At 71.1% G+C, this 17,524-nt stretch carries 18 protein-coding genes; 9 read left to right on the forward strand and 9 right to left on the reverse strand.

All coding sequences use genetic code 11. The features are described 5' to 3' along the window. Nucleotides 1-29 precede the first annotated feature (29 nt). From moaC to galU, 3 genes are all read right to left on the reverse strand, one after another. Nucleotides 30-566: a cyclic pyranopterin monophosphate synthase MoaC gene (gene moaC / locus ABZY57_RS16265; protein WP_356512325.1), complete on the reverse strand. Its 537-nt coding sequence runs from the start codon at nt 564-566 to the stop codon at nt 30-32. A 73-nt stretch (nt 567-639) separates the two neighbouring features. Then, nucleotides 640-1,998 (reverse strand): gephyrin-like molybdotransferase Glp, encoded by a 1,359-nt coding sequence (gene glp / locus ABZY57_RS16270; protein ID WP_356512327.1) that lies wholly within the window; start codon nt 1,996-1,998, stop codon nt 640-642. 4 nt (nt 1,999-2,002) lie between these two features. After that, nucleotides 2,003-2,905 (reverse strand): UTP--glucose-1-phosphate uridylyltransferase GalU, encoded by a 903-nt coding sequence (galU, locus tag ABZY57_RS16275; protein ID WP_356512329.1) that lies wholly within the window; start codon nt 2,903-2,905, stop codon nt 2,003-2,005. A gap of 92 nt (nt 2,906-2,997) precedes the next feature. Between galU and ABZY57_RS16280 the strand changes: the two genes are divergently transcribed. Then, nucleotides 2,998-3,609 (forward strand): 5-formyltetrahydrofolate cyclo-ligase, encoded by a 612-nt coding sequence (locus tag ABZY57_RS16280; protein WP_356512331.1) that lies wholly within the window; start codon nt 2,998-3,000, stop codon nt 3,607-3,609. 9 nt (nt 3,610-3,618) lie between these two features. Here ABZY57_RS16280 and ABZY57_RS16285 read toward each other — a convergent pair whose 3' ends face one another. Beyond that, nucleotides 3,619-6,462 (reverse strand): penicillin acylase family protein, encoded by a 2,844-nt coding sequence (locus ABZY57_RS16285; protein ID WP_356512333.1) that lies wholly within the window; start codon nt 6,460-6,462, stop codon nt 3,619-3,621. 371 nt (nt 6,463-6,833) lie between these two features. Between ABZY57_RS16285 and ABZY57_RS16290 the strand changes: the two genes are divergently transcribed. The 8 genes from ABZY57_RS16290 (at nt 6,834) to mscL (ending at nt 14,178) form a co-directional block, all read left to right on the forward strand. Next, a complete protein-coding gene (locus tag ABZY57_RS16290) occupies nt 6,834-8,372 on the forward strand; it encodes a potassium/proton antiporter (protein ID WP_356512335.1) in 1,539 nt (512 codons plus the stop codon). A 364-nt stretch (nt 8,373-8,736) separates the two neighbouring features. Beyond that, entirely contained in the window at nt 8,737-10,077 is a 1,341-nt protein-coding gene (locus ABZY57_RS16295; protein ID WP_356512337.1) for an MFS transporter, read from the forward strand. Between the two features lie 67 nt (nt 10,078-10,144). Continuing rightward, nucleotides 10,145-10,465, forward strand: a complete 321-nt coding sequence (locus ABZY57_RS16300) for an FmdB family zinc ribbon protein (protein ID WP_356512339.1) — start codon at nt 10,145-10,147, stop codon at nt 10,463-10,465. Nucleotides 10,466-10,563: 98 nt separating this feature from the next. Further along, nucleotides 10,564-11,397: an S-methyl-5'-thioadenosine phosphorylase gene (locus ABZY57_RS16305; protein WP_356512340.1), complete on the forward strand. Its 834-nt coding sequence runs from the start codon at nt 10,564-10,566 to the stop codon at nt 11,395-11,397. Between the two features lie 106 nt (nt 11,398-11,503). After that, entirely contained in the window at nt 11,504-12,061 is a 558-nt protein-coding gene (locus ABZY57_RS16310; RefSeq protein ID WP_356512342.1) for a carboxymuconolactone decarboxylase family protein, read from the forward strand. A gap of 16 nt (nt 12,062-12,077) precedes the next feature. Then, nucleotides 12,078-12,821 carry an orotidine-5'-phosphate decarboxylase gene (pyrF, locus tag ABZY57_RS16315; protein WP_356512343.1) on the forward strand — a complete coding sequence of 248 codons (744 nt, stop codon included), beginning with the start codon at nt 12,078-12,080 and terminating at the stop codon, nt 12,819-12,821. A 139-nt stretch (nt 12,822-12,960) separates the two neighbouring features. Beyond that, nucleotides 12,961-13,554 (forward strand): hypothetical protein, encoded by a 594-nt coding sequence (locus ABZY57_RS16320; RefSeq protein WP_356512345.1) that lies wholly within the window; start codon nt 12,961-12,963, stop codon nt 13,552-13,554. A gap of 123 nt (nt 13,555-13,677) precedes the next feature. Further along, the gene (gene mscL, locus ABZY57_RS16325) at nt 13,678-14,178 is read left to right on the forward strand and encodes a large conductance mechanosensitive channel protein MscL (protein WP_356512347.1); all 501 of its coding nucleotides are present in this window, start codon (nt 13,678-13,680) and stop codon (nt 14,176-14,178) included. Nucleotides 14,179-14,191: 13 nt separating this feature from the next. On the opposite strand, the gene ABZY57_RS16330 is transcribed toward mscL, so the two are convergent. The 5 genes from ABZY57_RS16330 to ABZY57_RS16350 are packed head-to-tail and all read right to left on the reverse strand — an operon-like array spanning nt 14,192 to nt 17,522. Then, nucleotides 14,192-14,410, reverse strand: a complete 219-nt coding sequence (locus tag ABZY57_RS16330; RefSeq protein WP_356512349.1) for a hypothetical protein — start codon at nt 14,408-14,410, stop codon at nt 14,192-14,194. Nucleotides 14,411-14,447: 37 nt separating this feature from the next. After that, nucleotides 14,448-15,875 carry a NarK family nitrate/nitrite MFS transporter gene (locus ABZY57_RS16335; protein WP_356512351.1) on the reverse strand — a complete coding sequence of 476 codons (1,428 nt, stop codon included), beginning with the start codon at nt 15,873-15,875 and terminating at the stop codon, nt 14,448-14,450. Nucleotides 15,876-15,877: 2 nt separating this feature from the next. Then, nucleotides 15,878-16,246 (reverse strand): DUF6755 family protein, encoded by a 369-nt coding sequence (locus tag ABZY57_RS16340; RefSeq protein WP_356512353.1) that lies wholly within the window; start codon nt 16,244-16,246, stop codon nt 15,878-15,880. Next, nucleotides 16,243-16,926 carry a Rieske (2Fe-2S) protein gene (locus ABZY57_RS16345; RefSeq protein WP_356512355.1) on the reverse strand — a complete coding sequence of 228 codons (684 nt, stop codon included), beginning with the start codon at nt 16,924-16,926 and terminating at the stop codon, nt 16,243-16,245. Before ABZY57_RS16345 ends, ABZY57_RS16340 begins: the two co-directional genes overlap by 4 nt. Next, the gene (locus ABZY57_RS16350; RefSeq protein ID WP_356512357.1) at nt 16,923-17,522 is read right to left on the reverse strand and encodes a 4Fe-4S dicluster domain-containing protein; all 600 of its coding nucleotides are present in this window, start codon (nt 17,520-17,522) and stop codon (nt 16,923-16,925) included. The genes ABZY57_RS16345 and ABZY57_RS16350 overlap by 4 nt, the downstream gene beginning before the upstream one ends. Between the last annotated feature and the right edge of the window lie 2 nt (nt 17,523-17,524).

Below are 17,524 nucleotides of genomic sequence, written 5' to 3' on the forward strand. Positions count from 1 at the left end.
GCTGTGGACCTCGCCGCCGCGCGGGGCGTTCACGAGCGCGCCCAGTCGCCGGACTTGCCGCCCGTCTTCTCCTCGACCCGCACGTCGGTGATGACCGCACCCTTGTCGACGGCCTTGACCATGTCGATGACGGTGAGGCCGGCGACCGCGACGGCGGTCAGCGCCTCCATCTCGACGCCCGTCCGGTCGGTGGTCTTGACGGTGGCGAGGATCTCGACGGCTTCGTCGGTGACCTTCAGGTCCACCTTCACCCCGGAGACGGCCAGCGGGTGGCACAGCGGGATCAGGTCGGGGGTCTTCTTCGCCCCCATGATCCCGGCGATCCGCGCGGTGGCGAGGGCATCGCCCTTGGGCACGCCCTCGCCCCGCAGCAGTTCGATCACCCGGGGGGAGACGAGCACGCGCCCGCTGGCCCGCGCCGTCCGGGTGGTGACGTCCTTCGCCGAGACGTCGACCATCCGGGCCGCGCCGGCCTCGTCGATGTGCGTCAGCCTGGTGCCGGCGGCGCCGCCGGCGCTGCTCTGCTCAGGGGGTACGGGGGTCGCCCCCCGGGAATGTGCTGCCATATCTGCGTGCCGCTCCCGTCCGGGCCCCGCAAGGGCCTGTGTGGTGCAACACGCTACCCGCATCGGCCGTGCCTCAGCCGAGCAGGACCACTTCCAGCTCGGCCCCGGGCTCCACCGAGGTGACGTCCTCCGGTACGACCATCAGCGAGTCGGCGTGCGCCAGCGCGGCGATCAGGTGCGAGCCGGATCCGCCGACCGGGCTGACCGTGCCGGCCTCCGCGTCGTACTTGCCGCGCAGGAACTGGCGGCGGCCGGCCGGAGAGCCGAGTGCCTTGTCCGCCTCGAGCACGGCGCGCACGCTCGGCCGGCTGACCTCGGAAGCGGGCAGGCCCATGAGGGCGCGGATCGCGGGGCGCACGAACAGCTCGAAGGAGACGTAGGAGGAGACCGGGTTGCCGGGCAGGGCCAGCAGCGGGGTGTGGTCGGGCCCGATGGTGCCGAAGCCCTGGGGCTTGCCGGGCTGCATGGCGAGCTTGCGGAAGTCGATGCCCGCGCCGTCCACGTCGTCGTCGCCGGTGGAGACGGCGGTGAGGGCTTCCTTGACGACGTCGTACGCGCCGACGCTGACCCCGCCCGTGGTGACCAGCAGGTCGGCCCGGATGAGCTGGTCCTCGATGGTGGAGCGCAGGGTGTCCGCGTCGTCGGCGACGGCTCCGACCCGGTAGGCGATGGCCCCGGCGTCCCGCGCGGCGGCGGCCAGGGCGAAGCTGTTGGAGTCGTAGATCGTGCCGGGCGTCAGGGCCTCGCCGGGCTGGACCAGTTCGCTGCCGGTGGACAGGACGACCACCCGCGGGCGCGGACGCACCCGCACGGTGCCCCGTCCGATGGCGGCCAGCAGGGCGATCTGCGGCGGACCGAGGACCGTGCCCGCGGCGAGCGCGAGGTCCCCGGCCTGTACGTCGCTGCCGCGCGAGCGGACGTGCGCCCGCGCCTCGGCGGGGCGGTGGACCCGTACCTCACCGGCGGCGCCCTCGGGCGACTCGCTGGCGGGAGTCATCCCGGAAGCGGCGCCGCCGCCCGTGCCGCCGTCGGTCCACTCGACCGGTACGACGGCTTCCGCGCCGGGGGGCAGGGGGGCGCCGGTCATGATGCGGGCGGCCTGGCCGGGGCCCACGGTCGGCAGCTCGCCGTCGCCGGCCGCCACGTCCCCGATGACCGTCAGCACCGCGGGGAACTCCTCGCTGGCGCCCTGGACGTCCGCCGTCCGGACGGCGTACCCGTCCATCGAGCTGTTGTCGAAGGGCGGCAGGGCGACGGGCACGGTGACGTCCTCGACGAGGACACAGCCCTGGGCGTCCAGGAGCTGGAGCTCGATGGGCTCCAGCGGCCGGACCGTGCCGAGGACGTCCGCCAGGTGCTCGTCCACCGACCAGAGGCGCTGGGGTCCGGCGCCGTCCGGTCGAGGATGCTGCGGTGCTTCGGGCTTGCTCAAGGTCCTACATCTCCTCCGTGACGTAATGGCGAAGCCAGGTGCGGAACTCCGGGCCCAGGTCCTCACGCTCGCACGCGAGTCGGACGATGGCCCGCAGGTAGTCCCCGCGGTCCCCGGTGTCGTAGCGGCGGCCCCGGAAGACCACGCCGTGCACCGGGCCTCCGACGGTCTCGTCGGCGGCCAGCTTCTGCAGGGCGTCGGTCAGCTGGATCTCACCGCCGCGGCCCGGCTCGGTCTCACGCAGTATGCCGAAGATCGCCGGATCGAGGACGTATCGTCCGATGACCGCGTAATTGCTGGGCGCGTCCGCGGCGTCCGGCTTCTCCACGAGACCGGTGATGCGGACCACGTCCGACTCGCCGGTGTGCTCGACCGCGGCGCAGCCGTAGAGGTGCACCTGGGAGGGGTCGACCTCCATGAGCGCGACGACGGTGCCGCCGGACCTCTGCTGGATCTCCGTCATCCGGCGCAGCAGCGGATCACGGGGGTCGATGAGGTCGTCGCCGAGGAGGACGGCGAAGGGCTCGTCGCCGACGTGCGGCTCGGCGCACAGCACGGCGTGGCCCAGGCCCCGGGGGTCGCCCTGGCGGACGTAGTGCATGGTGGCCAGGTCGCTGGACTCCTGGACCTTCTTGAGCTTGTCGTCGTCGCCCTTGGCGATGAGCGCCGACTCCAGCTCGTAGTTGCGGTCGAAGTGGTCTTCGAGAGCACGCTTGTTACGGCCCGTGATCATGAGAATGTCGTCGAGGCCGGCCGACACGGCCTCCTCGACGACGTACTGGATGGCCGGCTTGTCCACCACAGGGAGCATTTCCTTGGGTGTCGCCTTGGTTGCGGGAAGGAACCGAGTGCCGAGGCCCGCGGCCGGGATGACGGCCTTTTTGATCACGGGGTGCAACTGAGTCATGGGCGGAACGATAGTGCTTCGTCATGAGGCCCGAGTGAGATTCAGATGAACATGATCAGGTATACCCCCATAGAAAGTGATACGAGCCGACCGTGACAGAGAACCGGCCGTCGACGGCCAAGGCGGACCTGCGCCGTGAACTTCTCGCGGCCCGCCGCGCCTTGTCCGCCGAGACACTGCGCACCGCGGCCCGCGCCCTCTCCCGCTCCGCCCTGGAGCTACCCGAACTCAGCTCCGCCCACACCGTGGCCGCCTACGTCTCCATCGGCTCCGAACCCGGCACGCGCGAGCTGCTCGACGCCCTCCGGGCGGCCGGCACCCGGGTGCTGCTGCCCGTCCTGCTGCCCGACAACGACCTCGACTGGGCGGCGTACGAAGGCCCGGAGAGCCTGGCCGAGGCCGCGCACCCGGGGAAGATGCGGCTCCTGGAGCCATCCGGTCCCCGCCTCGGCCCGGACGCGGTGACGGACGCCGACGCCGTGCTGCTGCCCGGACTGGCCGTGGACCGGCGGGGGATGCGGCTCGGGCGGGGCGGAGGCTCGTACGACCGGGTGCTGGAGCGGCTGGAGCGGGCTGGGGCGCATCCCGCGCTGGTCGTGCTGCTCTACGACGACGAGGTGGTCGCGCGGGTCCCGGAGGAACCGCACGACCACCCCGTACGGGCGGTGGCCACCCCGTCGGGGGTGCTCCGCTTCAGCGCGTAGACCCTGCGGTCACGAACCTTCGGGCTGGAGGGTCAGGGTGTCGACCGCGGCCCTGTCCACGGCGTCCTTCCCGAAGGGCCAGTCCAGGAGTTCGCCCTTGGCCCACAGCGTCGTCTGGTCGGTGTAGTGGTCGTGGTACGCGTGCCCCGAGGCGCCCGTGAGGTTGATCCAGCGGGACTTGTCGAAGTCGGCGAGGTTCACGACCATCCGCATCGACGGCACCCAGGTGACCCCGTACCCGCTGGAGGCGTTCCAGCCGGTCGCGTTGACGGTGGCCTCGCCGCCGCCCAGGTTCCAGGGGCCGCGGTTGAGGAGCCACTGGAGGTAGCCGGGGCCCTCGGTGCCGATCGTCTGGTTCTTCAGCATCAGCTGGTGCAGCCGGCCCCAGCTCCAGGTCGACTGGTCCTTGCCGAGCTTGGCGGTCAGCTCCCAGCGGGCGTCCTTCATGGCCCGTGCGAACAGCTGGTCGCGGGTGGTGGTGGCGGCCACGGTGCGGCCGACGGCGGGCGACTGCCACCACGGCGACTTCTCGTCCTTGACCAGGCGGCGGACGACCTCGAACCAGCGGTCCCCGCCGTCCGGCTGGGCCGAGTCGGCGGCGCGTTCACCGCATTCGCGGACCATCTTGGCGAGGTCGTCGGCCGGTCCGGTGGTCTGCTCGGGGACGTTCATGCAACTGCCCTCGACCCGCAGCTCCTTGGGCATCTTGTCGCCGAAGGCCAGCTTGAGGATGTTGCGCCAGACCGCGTTGAAGTACGCGGCGGCCGCCGAGTCGGGCTCCTGGGTGTAGTTCCAGCCCTCCAGCAGCTTCTGGGCGGAGCGGACGTCCGGGTCCGAGACGTTGATCTTGGCCAGCATCGGGGTCAGCAGTGCGGCGATCTCGCTGCTGTTGTCCATCTGCATGGTGCGCATGTCGTCGGTGGAGATCTTCCCGCTGTCCTTGATCTTCGCCTCGATGAGGTCGTTGATCCGCTGGCTGCGGGCGCCGTAGCCCCAGTCGGTGGTCAGCAGGTACGGGTACTTGCCCGCGCCGGTGCCGCTCTCGGTGACGGCCTGGTTTGCGGTCACGATGAAGCCGCGCTCCGGGTTGTAGGCCCACGGCATCTCGTCCTGCGGGACGTAGCCGGCGTTGCCGTCCTTGCCGCCCTTCCAGGCGTACTTGGAGTCCCAGCCGGGGGCCGGCATCTTGCCGTCCGCGCCGCCGCCCCGGATCGGGATGCGGCCGGGGGCCTGGTAGCCGATGTTGCCGCCGGCGCCCTTGTTGTCCGCGTAGATCAGATTCTGCGAGGGGACCTCGAAGTCACGGGCCGCGGTGCGGAAGTCCTGGAAGTTCTTGGCCCGGTTGATCGAGAAGACGGCGTCCATCGACTTGCCGGGGTCCAGCGCGGTCCACCGCAGGGCTACGCCGTAGCCGTTGCCGCGGTCGGGGGCGGCGCTGCTCACGGGGGCGCGGGCGCCGACCGTGGTGATCTCGTCGCTGCGGTCGGAGATCAGCGGGCCGTTGCCGGTGGACCGGACGGTGATCTTCTTCTCGCCGCCGCCGGCGATCTTGATGACCTCTTCGCGGGTGGTGAAGGGGAGCACCTTGTTGTCGTAGACGTAGCCCTCGGGCTTGACCTGCTCCAGGTAGAGGTCGGTGACGTCGGCGCCCAGGTTGGTCATGCCCCAGGCGATGTCGGCGTTGTGGCCGATGATCACGCCCGGCATGCCGGAGAAGGTGTAGCCGGCCACGTCGTACTTGCACGCGGCCGAGGCCGCCCGGCAGTGCAGGCCCATCTGGTACCAGACGGAGGGAAGCTGCGGGGAGAGGTGCGGGTCGTTCGCGAGCAGCGGCTTGCCGGTGGTCGTGTAGCGGCCCGAGACGACCCAGGAGTTCGATCCGATGCCGCTGCCGGCGGGGCCGAGGATCGCGGGGATCTCGTCGAGGGTGTCGGCCAGCGCACCGAGCGAGGTGCGCAGGCCCACAGTGGCGCCCTGGGCGGTGGCGTTGCCGGCCAGCCCGGTCTCGCCGACGGTCTGCGTCGAAACCTGGGAGCCGGTGGTGCCTCCCTGGCCGCCCGTGCTCATGGGGCTGCCGGAGCCGGGACCGGCCGCGGGGGTGTACTTCCCGCCCTTGACGCTGCCGCCCTCGACGATCGGACGGTTCCGGTCGAAGGGGTACGGCGGGTAGAGCTCGTCGATCTGCGCCTGCGAGAGCTTGCCCGTCATCAGCGCGCGGTCGATCTCGTCCTGCATGTTGCCGCGCAGGTCCCAGGCCATCGCCTTGAGCCAGGCCACCGAGTCGACCGGGGTCCACTGCTCGGGCGCGTAGGCGTCGCTGAGCTTGAGGGCGGCGTGCTCGACGGAGAGGTCCTTGCCGGACTTCCCCTTCAGGTACGCGTTGACCCCGTCGGCGTAGGCCTGCAGGTACTTCTTCGTTTCCGGCGACAGCTTGGTGTCGTACTCCTGCTGCGCGACCCGGCGCCAGCCGAGCGTGCGCAGGAAGGCGTCCGTCTCGACCTGGCCGGCGCCGAACATCTCGGAGAGACGTCCGGCGGTCATGTGGCGGCGTACGTCCATCTCCCAGAACCGGTCCTGCGCGTGCACAAAGCCCTGCGCGCGGAAGAGGTCCTCGTCGGAGTCTGCGTACAGCTGGGGGATTCCGTTGGCGTCGCGCTTGACGTCGACGGCACCGGTCAGGCCGGGCACCTTCAGGGAGCCGGTGGTCTGCGGGAACGAGGCCCGCACGCTGTCCACGCTCCAGTACGCCCCGTACCCGAGGCCAGCGAAGAGCGCCAGCACCAGGACGAGCACGATCAGACGGGCGCGTCGTCCCTTCTTCTTGACGGAAGGGGCGGTTTCGTTGGCGGGCATCGCTGTCCTTAGAGGGGCAGGGTGGTCCTGGGAGTGCTGGGAGCAACCATAGGCGCAGGACCGCCCGCGGTGATCCGCCAGGGGTCGGGCTCGTGATCCGCCGGGGCCGGCTCGAGGTCCGCCGGGGTCGGGCTCGTGGTCCGCCTCGGGCCGACGAGTCGTGACGACGGGTCATGAGGACAGGGCCCCGCAGGCGTTTCACAATGTGGCTAATGAGTAAAGGGCGCGCCAAAGATTAGGTAAGGTAACGAAGTACTTGCCGTCCGTGCCCGCGCCGGAACGATCCGTCAGCCCGACGTCAGCCGTTCCGCCGTCGCCTGGCACATCGAGGAAAGGGCCGCCCGCTGACTGTCCACACGCTCAATGAGCTCATGCTGGTCTGCTCGCTCGTGCTGCTCGTCGCCGTTGCGGCGGTACGCGTCTCTTCGCGCAGCGGACTCCCCAGCCTGCTCATTTACCTCGGCATAGGCGTCGCGATAGGCCAGGACGGCATCGGCAACGTCGTGTTCGACAACGCCGAGCTCACCCAGGTGATCGGCTATGCCGCGCTCGTGGTGATCCTCGCCGAGGGTGGTCTGGGCACGAAGTGGAAAGAGATCAAGCCGGCCCTGCCGGCCGCGATCGTGCTGTCCCTGGTCGGCGTCGCCGTCAGCGTGGGCGTGACCGCGGCGGGCGCGCACTACCTGGTCGGACTCGAATGGCGCCAGGCCCTGCTGATCGGCGCGGTCGTCTCCTCGACCGACGCGGCGGCCGTCTTCTCGGTCCTGCGCAAGGTCCCGCTCCCCTCCCGGGTGACGGGTGTGCTGGAGGCGGAGTCCGGTTTCAACGACGCTCCCGTCGTCATCCTGGTCGTGGCCTTCGCGACCGTCGGGCCGGTGGACCAGTGGTACGTCCTCATAGGAAAGATCGCGCTGGAGCTGGCGATCGGCGTCGCCATCGGCCTGACGGTGGGCTTCCTCGGCTCGTACGGGCTGCGGCACGTGGCACTGCCCGCCTCGGGCCTCTACCCGATCGCGGTGATGGCGATCGCGATCACCGCGTACGCGGCCGGCGCGATGGCGCACGGCTCCGGCTTCCTCGCGGTGTACCTGGCGGCGATGGTGCTCGGGAACGCGAAGCTCCCCCACTGGCCCGCCACCCGGGGATTCGCGGACGGTCTCGGCTGGATCGCCCAGATCGGCATGTTCGTACTGCTGGGCCTGCTGGTCACCCCGCACGAGCTGGTCCACGACTTCTGGCCGGCGGTGATCATCGGGCTGGTGCTGACGATGGTGGCCCGGCCGCTGGAGGTCTTCGTCTCGCTGCTGCCCTTCCGGCTGCCCTGGCAGGAACAGGCGCTCATGTCCTGGGCGGGCCTGCGCGGCGCCGTGCCCATCATCCTGGCGACCATCCCCATGGTGTCCGGGATCGAGGGCAGCGAGCGGGTGTTCAACATCGTCTTCGTCCTGGTCGTCGTCTACACCCTGGTCCAGGGCCCGACCCTGCCCTGGCTCGCGCGCAAGCTGAAGCTCGGCAAGAGCGACGAGACGGCCTCCGACCTGGGGATCGAGTCGGCTCCGCTGGAGAAGCTGCGCGGACACCTGCTGTCCTTCGCGATCCCGCCCGCCTCGCGGATGCACGGCGTCGAGGTGAGCGAGCTGCGGCTGCCGCCGGGGGCTTCCGTCACGCTCGTCGTACGGGACGCGCGCAGCTTCGTCCCCGCGCCGTCGACCGTGCTGCGGCGCGGGGACGAGCTGCTGGTGGTGGCCACGGATCCGGTACGGGACGCGGCTGAGGCCCGGCTGCGGGCGGTGACCCGGGGCGGCAAGCTGGCGGGCTGGCTGGGGACCGGCGGGAACGGGGACGCGGGCGGGGGCGCAGGCGGGGGCAGGAAGGCCAAAGGCTCCGGCAAGCGCTCCGGGAAGGGTTAGAGCGGCGCTCTAATTCATCAATTTCGCCGCTTTCTGTCCGCATTCAGCCCTGTTTGCATGGGACCTGAAGGCGAAGTTCCAGTTAATCGCAGGTGAAGATACGCCCTGTAGCCAGAATCACAGGGCGCATCGGGCGCTTTCCCTGTACGATAAAGGAACAACACATCGAACCAACTCTGCCTGACGCAGAGCTGGCGCGACCGCAAAGCGGCCGTGGCACCCTCCCGCAGTGGGCGCCCAGGTATCACTCGGTTCGGCGCAAGAGGACAGCTCTCGGGGCTCCCACATGTACGGGTGCGACCGCCCACAAGGCGCGCATCGTCCGCAGACGGGGAGTTCTACCAGGCAGCGGAAAGGCCAGGCCGTGACATCCGCGGTCACGACCGACAAGTCCGCCACGTCCACCCGACCCGGCTACGGGCAGCTCCTGCGCACGCCCGGCGCCCTCGGTTTCGTTCTTCCGGGATTCGCCGCGCGACTCCCCTTCGGCATGCTGACGATCAGCATCCTGCTGCTGGTCCAGCACACCACCGGTTCCTACGGCAGCGCCGGCATCGTCGCCGCCTTCACCGGTATCTCCATGGCCGTGTTCGCCCCGGTCATGGGCAAGCTCATCGACCGCCGCGGCCAGAGCGCCGTCCTGGTCCCGGTGGCCCTGCTGCACGCCACCGCCGTCAGCTCCCTGGTGGCGTTCGCGCTGCTGGGCGCGCCCGTGTGGGCGCTCGCACTGGCGGCCGTCCCCGCCGGTGCATCCGTCCCGCAGGTCGGACCCATGGTCCGGTCCCGCTGGGCGGCCAAGCTCGAGGGCTCCCCGCTGCTGCCCACGGCCGCCGCGTTCGAGTCCGTCACCGACGAGTTCACCTTCGTCGTGGGCCCGGTGCTCGCCACCGCGCTGTGCACCGGCATCAACCCGGCGGCCGGTCTGATCACCGAGGCCGCGCTGACCCTGATCGGCGGCCTGCTCTTCGCCGCCCAGCGCGCAACGCAGCCGGGGCTCGTCGCCCGCCCGGCGCACGGTGAGAAGCACGCTCCGGCCCTGTCGTTCCACGGCCTGCGCGTCCTGATCGTCGCCTTCATCGGCATCGGCGCCGTCTTCGGCGGCATGCAGGTCTCGCTCGCCGCCTTCTCCGAGGAGATCGGCAACCCGGGCGCCAACGGTCTGCTCTACGGCGTCTTCGCCGCGGGCAACATGATCGCCGGCATCGCCTGCGGCGCGATCGCCTGGAAGATCGGCCCGCGCCGCCGCCTGATCCTCGGGTACATCGGCCTCACCGCGGCCGCCTCGGTCCTGTGGGCCGCGAACTCGATGATCCTGCTCGGCGCGCTCGGCCTGGTCGTCGGTCTGTGCATCGCCCCCGCGCTGATCACCGGCTACACCATGATCGAGCAGCTGGTCCCGGCCGCCTCGCGCACCGAGGCCTTCACCTGGCTCACCGGAGGCGTCGCCTTCGGGCAGGCCGGCGCCGTGACCCTGGCCGGCCGCCTGACGGACGCGCACGGGTCCTCGTACGGGTTCCTCGTGCCGATGGTGGCCACCGCGCTCGCGCTGACCATCCTGCTGGCGCTGCGTGCGAAGCTGGCACCGAAGGCCCCGAGCCGGATCATCAACTCGTCCAAGCCGGCCTCCTCGGCCACCTCCGCGGCATCCGCCGCGGGTGTGAACGAGCGTGGTCTGGGTCACCGCGTGCCGGTGACGGTGGACTGATCCGCCGGAATACGTCACCATGGAGCGTCGTTAGCACTCATTGAGTCAGAGTGCCAGGAGGAAATTCGTGCCGACCTACCAGTACCAGTGCACCGAGTGCGGTGAGGGCCTTGAGGCCGTGCAGAAGTTCACCGATGACGCACTGACCGTGTGCCCGAGCTGCGACGGACGCCTGAAGAAGGTGTTCTCCGCGGTCGGCATCGTCTTCAAGGGATCCGGTTTCTACCGGAACGACAGCCGTGGCGCTTCGTCGAGCAGCACCCCTGCCTCGAAGCCCGCGTCGACGTCGGCCGCCACCCCGGCCGGTTCCTCGGCGGCTTCGTCCTCGACGACGTCGTCGTCCTCGACCTCGGCCTCCTCGTCGTCGTCGAGCTCGTCGGCCGCCTGACGCGCTCCAAGGCTCCATCAGCTTCACACGCTCGGTCCGAGGCCCTGCCGTCCCCACGGGACAGCGGGGCCTTCGGCATGCCCCGTTAGGGTGGCCGCATGGCGAATGCAGAGATCGGTGTCATCGGCGGATCGGGCTTCTACTCCTTCCTGGAGGACGTCTCCGAGATCCAGGTGGAGACGCCTTACGGACCCCCCAGCGACTCCCTCCACCTCGGCGAGCTCGCCGGGCGGACCGTGGCCTTCCTGCCGCGGCACGGCCGCAGCCACACCGTCCCCCCGCACAAGATCAACTACCGGGCCAACCTGTGGGCGCTGCGTTCCGTGGGCGTCCGCCAGGTGCTGGGCCCCTGCGCGGTCGGCGGCCTGCGCCCCGAGTACGGCCCGGGCACCCTGCTCGTCCCCGACCAGCTGGTCGACCGTACGAAGGCCCGCGCGCAGACCTACTTCGACGGGGAGCCGCTCCCGGACGGCTCGGTTCCCAACGTCGTGCACACCACCTTCGCCGACCCGTACTGCCCGGTGGGCCGCTCGGTGGCCCTGGCGGCGGCGCGCGGGCGGGAGTGGGAGCCGGTGGACGGCGGCACCATGGTCGTCATCGAGGGGCCGCGCTTCTCCACCCGCGCCGAGTCCCGCTGGCACGCCGCGGCCGGCTGGTCGGTGGTCGGCATGACGGGCCACCCCGAGGCGGTCCTCGCGCGCGAGCTGGGGCTCTGCTACACCTCGATGGCGCTGGTCACGGACCTGGACGCGGGCGCGGAGACGGGCGAAGGGGTCTCCCACGCAGAGGTCCTCAAGGTCTTCGGCGAGAACGTCGGCCGCCTGCGCGAGGTCCTCTTCGACGCGGTGGCCGCCCTGCCCCCCACGGAATCCCGCGCCTGCCTGTGCACCCATGCCCACGACGGCTGGGACCTGGGCATCGAGCTGCCGTAGGAAAGACCTCCGGGGCGGTGTCACGTTTCGCGGTGCCCGCCGGTCTCAGTAGGTGAAGGCCGGGCGAAGGGCGCCCGGCCGGACCCCGCCCCAGGAGGCACCCGCCATGGCACGCATCTCGCTCACCCCGCCCCGCACCCTCCTCAACCGCTTCGGCGCCTGGTACTCGCGCCGCGCCTACGGCCAGGTCCTCGAACCGGGCCTGGCCTACGGGCACAACGCGCGCGTGCTGTTCACCTACGTACGCCTCGAACAGCGGGCGGCGAAGTGGAACGCTCTCGACGGCGGCCTGAAGCACCTCGCGGTGATGGCCGCCGCCGCCCGCATGAACTGCTCGTGGTGCATGGACTTCGGGTACTGGGAGGGCCGGGCGAAGGGGATCTCCCCGGAGAAGGCCGGGAAGGTGCCGGTGTGGCGCGAGGCCCGGGAGGCGTTCACGGAGCTGGAACTGCTCGTCATGGAGTACGCCGAGGCCATGACCGAGACCGAGCCGGCCGTCACGGACGAACTCGCCGCCGCGCTGATCGGGCGCCTCGGCGAGGCCGCCTTCGTCGAGCTCACCGCCATGGTCGCGCTGGAGAACATGCGCTCGCGCGTCAACAGCGCCTTCGGCCTGACCAGCCAGGGCTTCAAGGAGTCCTGCGAGATCCCCGCCGGGCGCTGACCCGGATCATGGGGCCATGGACAGCAGACAAGTGATCGTCGCCCTCGATTTCGACGACCGGCGGGCCGCCGAGGCACTCGTCCGGCGGCTCGGCGGCGCGTGCGGTGCGTACAAGGTCGGCCTGGAGCTCCTCACGGCCGCCGGACCGGACCTCGTGCGCGAGCTCGTCGGACAGGGCCACGAGGTGTTCCTGGACCTGAAGCTCTTCGAGATACCGCACTCGGTGGCGGGCGCGGTCCGTGCGGCCGGTGCGCTGGGCGCGTCGATGGTGACCGTGCACTCCATGGGCGGCACGGGGATCATGGCGGCGGCGGTCGAGGCGGCGCGGGATTTCCCGGGGCTCCGGGTGCTCGCGCTGACGGTGGTCACGAGCATGACCGGGAGCGACCTCGCCGACATCGGCATCGCCGCGGGCCCCGACGAGCAGGTGCTGCGGCTGGCCCGGCTGGCGGCGGAGGCCGGATGCGACGGGGTCATCGCATCGCCCCTGGAAGCCGGTCGGCTACGGGCCCTGCTGGGGCCGGAGCACCTGATCGTCACGCCGGGCGTGACGCTGCCGGACGGGGCGCTGCCGGGTGGGACGCTGCCGGACGGGCCGCGGGGTGGGGCGCTGCGCGGCGGGGAGGCGGGCGGGCACGCCCGGGCGGGCACACCGTGGGCCGCCTTCGCGGCCGGGGCCTCGCACGTCGTGGTGGGGCGGTCGGTGACGCGGGCCACGGATCCGGTGGCGGCGCTGCGGCGGATCACAGCGGGAGGCTGACTCCTGCGGGTGACAGGGATATCCACAAGCTGGGGATGGTCCACAGGCCGGAGCGGGACTCGGCGGGGCGGTGGATCGTGAGGGGTGTCCGGGCGTCGGGTCCGGGCATCGGATCTCACTCCGTCAGGTGGTGGCCGTCATGACCGCGAAGTCCCGCGTCCCTTCCCTCTCCCTCCCGCCGTCCCCGTCCCCGTACTCCTCCCCGTCCCACGTCCACATCCCCGCGCGACCGTCCGCCCTTCCCCGTTCCCCTTCCGCTCCGTGTCCCCCCGCGCGCCCCGTTCCGCTCTTCGCGCCGCTCCGCGTGGGGCGGGCCGGGGACCGGCTGCGCAGGGCGGTGCGGCGCCGGCGGCGCGGAGCCGCGGCCGGGCTGGCCGTCGTGGCGGCCGTGCTGGCGGTGGGCGGCACCGAGGCGCGGGCCTCGCGGGGCTCCGGACCGCCCGCGGCGCAGCCTCCTGCGGCGGCGGTGCGGCTGGTGTCGGCGCCGGTGCGCATCGCGGACGCCGCGACGGTGCGGCTGCTGCGGCCCGGGGACCGGGTGGACGTGGTCGCCGCGGAGCGCGGCGGGCCGCCCCGGGTGGTGGCGGCGGGGGCCCGGGTCGCCGGAGTACCCGCTCCGGAACAGGGCGCCGGGGACGGCGGAGCGCTGGTGGTGCTGTCCGTCCCCCGGGACACCGCGCGGGCTCTCGTGGGGGCGGGGACCGTGTCCCGACTGGCGGTGACCTTGTGTTGAATCGTACGAACGTGCGGGCAAGTCACCGTGGGGTGAGGGTCGATTGGACAGCCCGGACCCAAACTGCCGTAGCTTTCGGAACCGTTGGCTCCATGTTCGGCAGATACGAAGAAAGGCTCAGTGGTGAGCGAGAACAAGAAGGAGAGCATCCTGGCGGGCTTCAAGGCCTTCCTGATGCGCGGCAACGTGGTCGACCTGGCGGTGGCCGTGGTCATCGGTGCCGCGTTCACGAACATCGTGAACTCCGTCGTGAAGGGCCTCATCAGCCCGGTGATCGGCCTCGTCGGCACGCAGAGTCTGGACGCTTACAAGAGCTGCATCAAGGCCCCCTGCGCGATCGGCGCGGACGGCAAGCCGACGGGCGTGGAGCTCCTCTGGGGCTCGGTGCTCAACGCCGCGCTGACCTTCCTGATCACCGCCGCGGTCGTCTACTTCCTGATGGTGCTGCCGATGGCGAAGTACCTCGCCAGGATCGAGCAGCGCCGCAAGGCGAGGGAAGGCGTCCAGGAGACCATGGAGATCACCGAACTGGTGGTCCTCAAGGAGATCCGCGACGAGCTGATCGCCCAGCGCGGCACGGGTGGCGGGAACGTCCACGCCGACGCCGTGAGCCCGCGGCTCTAGGAGGGCCCTGCGGTCAGACGTGGTGCGGAGGCTTCTCGTCGAGGAAGCGGGCCAGGTCGGCCGCGCTTCCGCCGGCGGGCGGCCGCTCGCCCCAGCCCCCGTCGGTGTCGTCCGAGGACTGCTGGTCCAGCGGGTCCGCGAAGTCCAGCCGCGGCTTCGGCTTCGGCTCGGCCGCGGACTGCGGCCCTGCTGACTTCGGGGCGTGCGGGTCGGTGGCGGGGGCGTCGCTCATGCCTCCAGGGTACGGCCGCCCCCGCCACCGGCCCCGCTCAGCTGGGTGCTTCGGCGCCCTTGCGGGCGTAGAACCACCAGCACACCACCAGGCACGTGGCATAGAAGCCGATGAAGATCCACAGTGCGTGGGTGACGGCCATGGCCGCGAACATCGCCGGGATGAAGAAGAATCCGTAGGCCGCGATGGCCGAGGAGAAGCCGGTGACGGCTCCCGACTCCATCTCCGACTGCTTCATCGCCACGGCCTGCGCCTCGGGGCCCTTGCCCTCGGCCTGCTTCATGTGGAGGTCCCGGAAGATCACCGGGATCTGCCGGAAGGTCGAGCCGTTGCCCAGGCCGGAGAAGGCGAAGGCCGCCAGGAAGCCGATGTAGAAGGGCCAGAAGTCGCCCTCCTGGCCACCGGACGGCAGCGCGAAGATCACCACGACGAGGGCCGCCGCCATGCCGATGAAGGACAGGATGGTGACCCTGGCTCCGCCGATCTTGTCCGAGAGCCAGCCGCCGCCCCAGCGCGTGAGGGCCCCGATGAACGGGCCGATCCAGGCGTAGGTGGTGGCCTGGTAGCCCTGCCCCTCGAAGTTGTTCTTGATCAGCAGCGGCAGGGCGGCCGCGAAGCCGATGAAGGAGCCGAAGGTGCCGACGTAGAGCCAGGTCATCAGCCAGTTGTGCTTGCGCTTGAAGATGACCTTCTGCTGGCTGAAGGGGGCCGCGGCCACCTTGAGGTCGTTCATCAGGAACCAGGCGGCGAGCGCCATGATGACCAGCAACGGCACCCACAGGAAGGCGCCGTTCTGCAGCCAGACGTCGGTGTTCTTCTTCGTGTCCTGCTGGGGTCCGCCCGCCGGGGCGCCCAGGACGGCCGCGGTGACCACCAGCGGGGCGACCAGCTGGACCACGCTCACGCCGAGGTTGCCGAGGCCGCCGTTGAGGCCGTTGGCACTGCCCTTCTCCCGCTTGGGGAAGAAGAAGCCGATGTTCGCCATCGAGGAGGCGAAGTTCGCACCGCCGATGCCGCAGACGGCCGCGATCAGCACCAGCTCCCAGTAGGGGGAGCCGGTGTCCTGGAGGGCGAAGCCCAGCCACAGCATCGGTACGACCAGGATGATCGTGCTGAAGGCGGTGAACTTCCGCTCGCCGAACATCGGCCCGATGAAGGTGTAGAGGATGCGGAACGTGCCGCCGGTGATACCGGGGATGGCGGTCAGCCAGAACAGCTGCGACTTCGAGAACGCGAACCCGACGTCGTTCAGCCTGACCACGGTCACCGACCAGACCTGCCAGACCACGAAGCCGAGCATCAGGGCCGGGATCGAGACCCAGAGGTTGCGCTGGGCGACCCGCTGGCCCTTGGACTGCCAGAAGCCGTCGTCCTCGGGCCGCCAGTCGGCGATGGTGGCCCCGGGCTTGTAGCTCTCGGCGCGGTGGCTGCGGGGCGCCGACGAAGTCGGCGTGGGCATCGACATGGTCATCGGTCCTTCGGGTCGAGGAGCCACAGTCCGATCACGACGAGGAAGGACAGGATCAGGAATCCCGCTCCCCACCAGGCCGTGCCGGTATTTCCCTTCATCCACTCGTTGACGGTCACGGTGAGCGCCCAGAGCTGGCCGATCACGACCGTGAGGGCCAGGGTGAGGCGGGCGTTGAGCCGTGAGGAGCGCTCGGGCTCCTGATCGGTGCCGGCTCCCGGGCCCGGGCCCGTGTTCCGGATCCGGGGGTCCCCGTACCCGCTGGTGGAGCGGATCTGCGGGTACCGCTCGCGCACCGGGCGGTTGAGCCGGGGCTGGGCACTGCCCGGGCGGTACTCCGGGCGGGGCGGCAGCGGTGTCTCGCTCATGTGGGCCTCTTCTCGGTGGTGCCCGCCCGGGCCGAACCGGGGCAGCCCAGGCGGGCGGCCTCCTCCGGGTGGGAGTCCCCGAACTGCCGGCAGAGCGCGTCCTTGGCCGGTTCTCCCGACCGGGCGGTGGCGACGGCCCAGACACTGCCGTCGGCCCGCTCGGTCAGGTAGACCCTCGGCAGCGGGCGCGGCGGCGGACCGGCCGTCACCTCGCCGGTGCGAGCGTCGAAGACACCCTCGTGGCAGGGGCAGTACAGCTCCCCGTCCGGGCCCCGGTCCCCGCGCCACAGCACGCCGCAGGCCAGGTGGGTACAGACGGCGGAGTAGCCCACGAGGGAGCCGTCGCCGAGGCGCACGGCCAGGGCGCGGTCGTCCTCGCCGGGGAAGCGGAAGGCCACGGACTGGCCGGGGGGCAGCAGGTCGGTGACCTTCTTCGGGTCGGGCAGGCCCTCGTTGTCCCCGTGCCGGTGCAGGATGCCGGCGGCGACGCCGACACCGCCGATGGCCAGGCCGCCGGAGACGGTGGCGACGATCCGCAGGTAGTCGCGCCGGGTGGTGAGGGAGTCGGCACTGATCCGGTCGCGCAGCTGCTCGACCGCGGCGTCGGCGGCCGCTCCGTCGGCCGCGTGGCCGTCGCCCTGGTGGCCTGGGTGCGGAGGCGGCTGTTCGGTGACGCTCATCGCACGTCCCTTCCGTTGATCTCGACGACGGGCAGGCCGCCGGGGACCGGCCACTGGACCTTGTCGGCGGGGACGACCATGGCCACGCCGGTCTGGACGACGACGTCGCCGAAGACGAAGGAGTCGGCGACCTGGACGCCGGGGCGCTCCGCCTGGAGCTCTTCGAGGGTTCCGTAGAAGAGGGCACCGGTCGGGCAGACCGTCGCGCACATGGGGGCGAGGCCGTAGGCGGTGCGGTCGTAGCAGAGGTTGCACTTCATCTGCAGCTTCGCCTGGAGGTCGATCTTCGGGATGCCGAAGGGGCAGGCGTTGACGCAGTTGGAGCAGCCGATGCAGCGGGTGGTGTCGGCCTGCTGGACGACTCCGTCGGCGGTCACCAGGATCGCGTCGGCGGGGCAGACCTCGGCGCAGGGGGCGACCGGGTCCTCGCAGTGCATGCAGACGCTGGGAAGGGAGGCGACGGACGTGCCGGGCTCGGTGTAGTCCAGGTGGATCATCGATTTGCCGCGGTGCGAATCGCACTCGCGGCAGGCCGAGACGCACGCCTGGCAGCCGATGCAGCGACCCGGGTCGATGAAGATCGTGCGGCCCATCATGG

The organism is Streptomyces sp. NPDC006450 (assembly GCF_040612195.1).
Classification (GTDB): domain Bacteria; phylum Actinomycetota; class Actinomycetes; order Streptomycetales; family Streptomycetaceae; genus Streptomyces.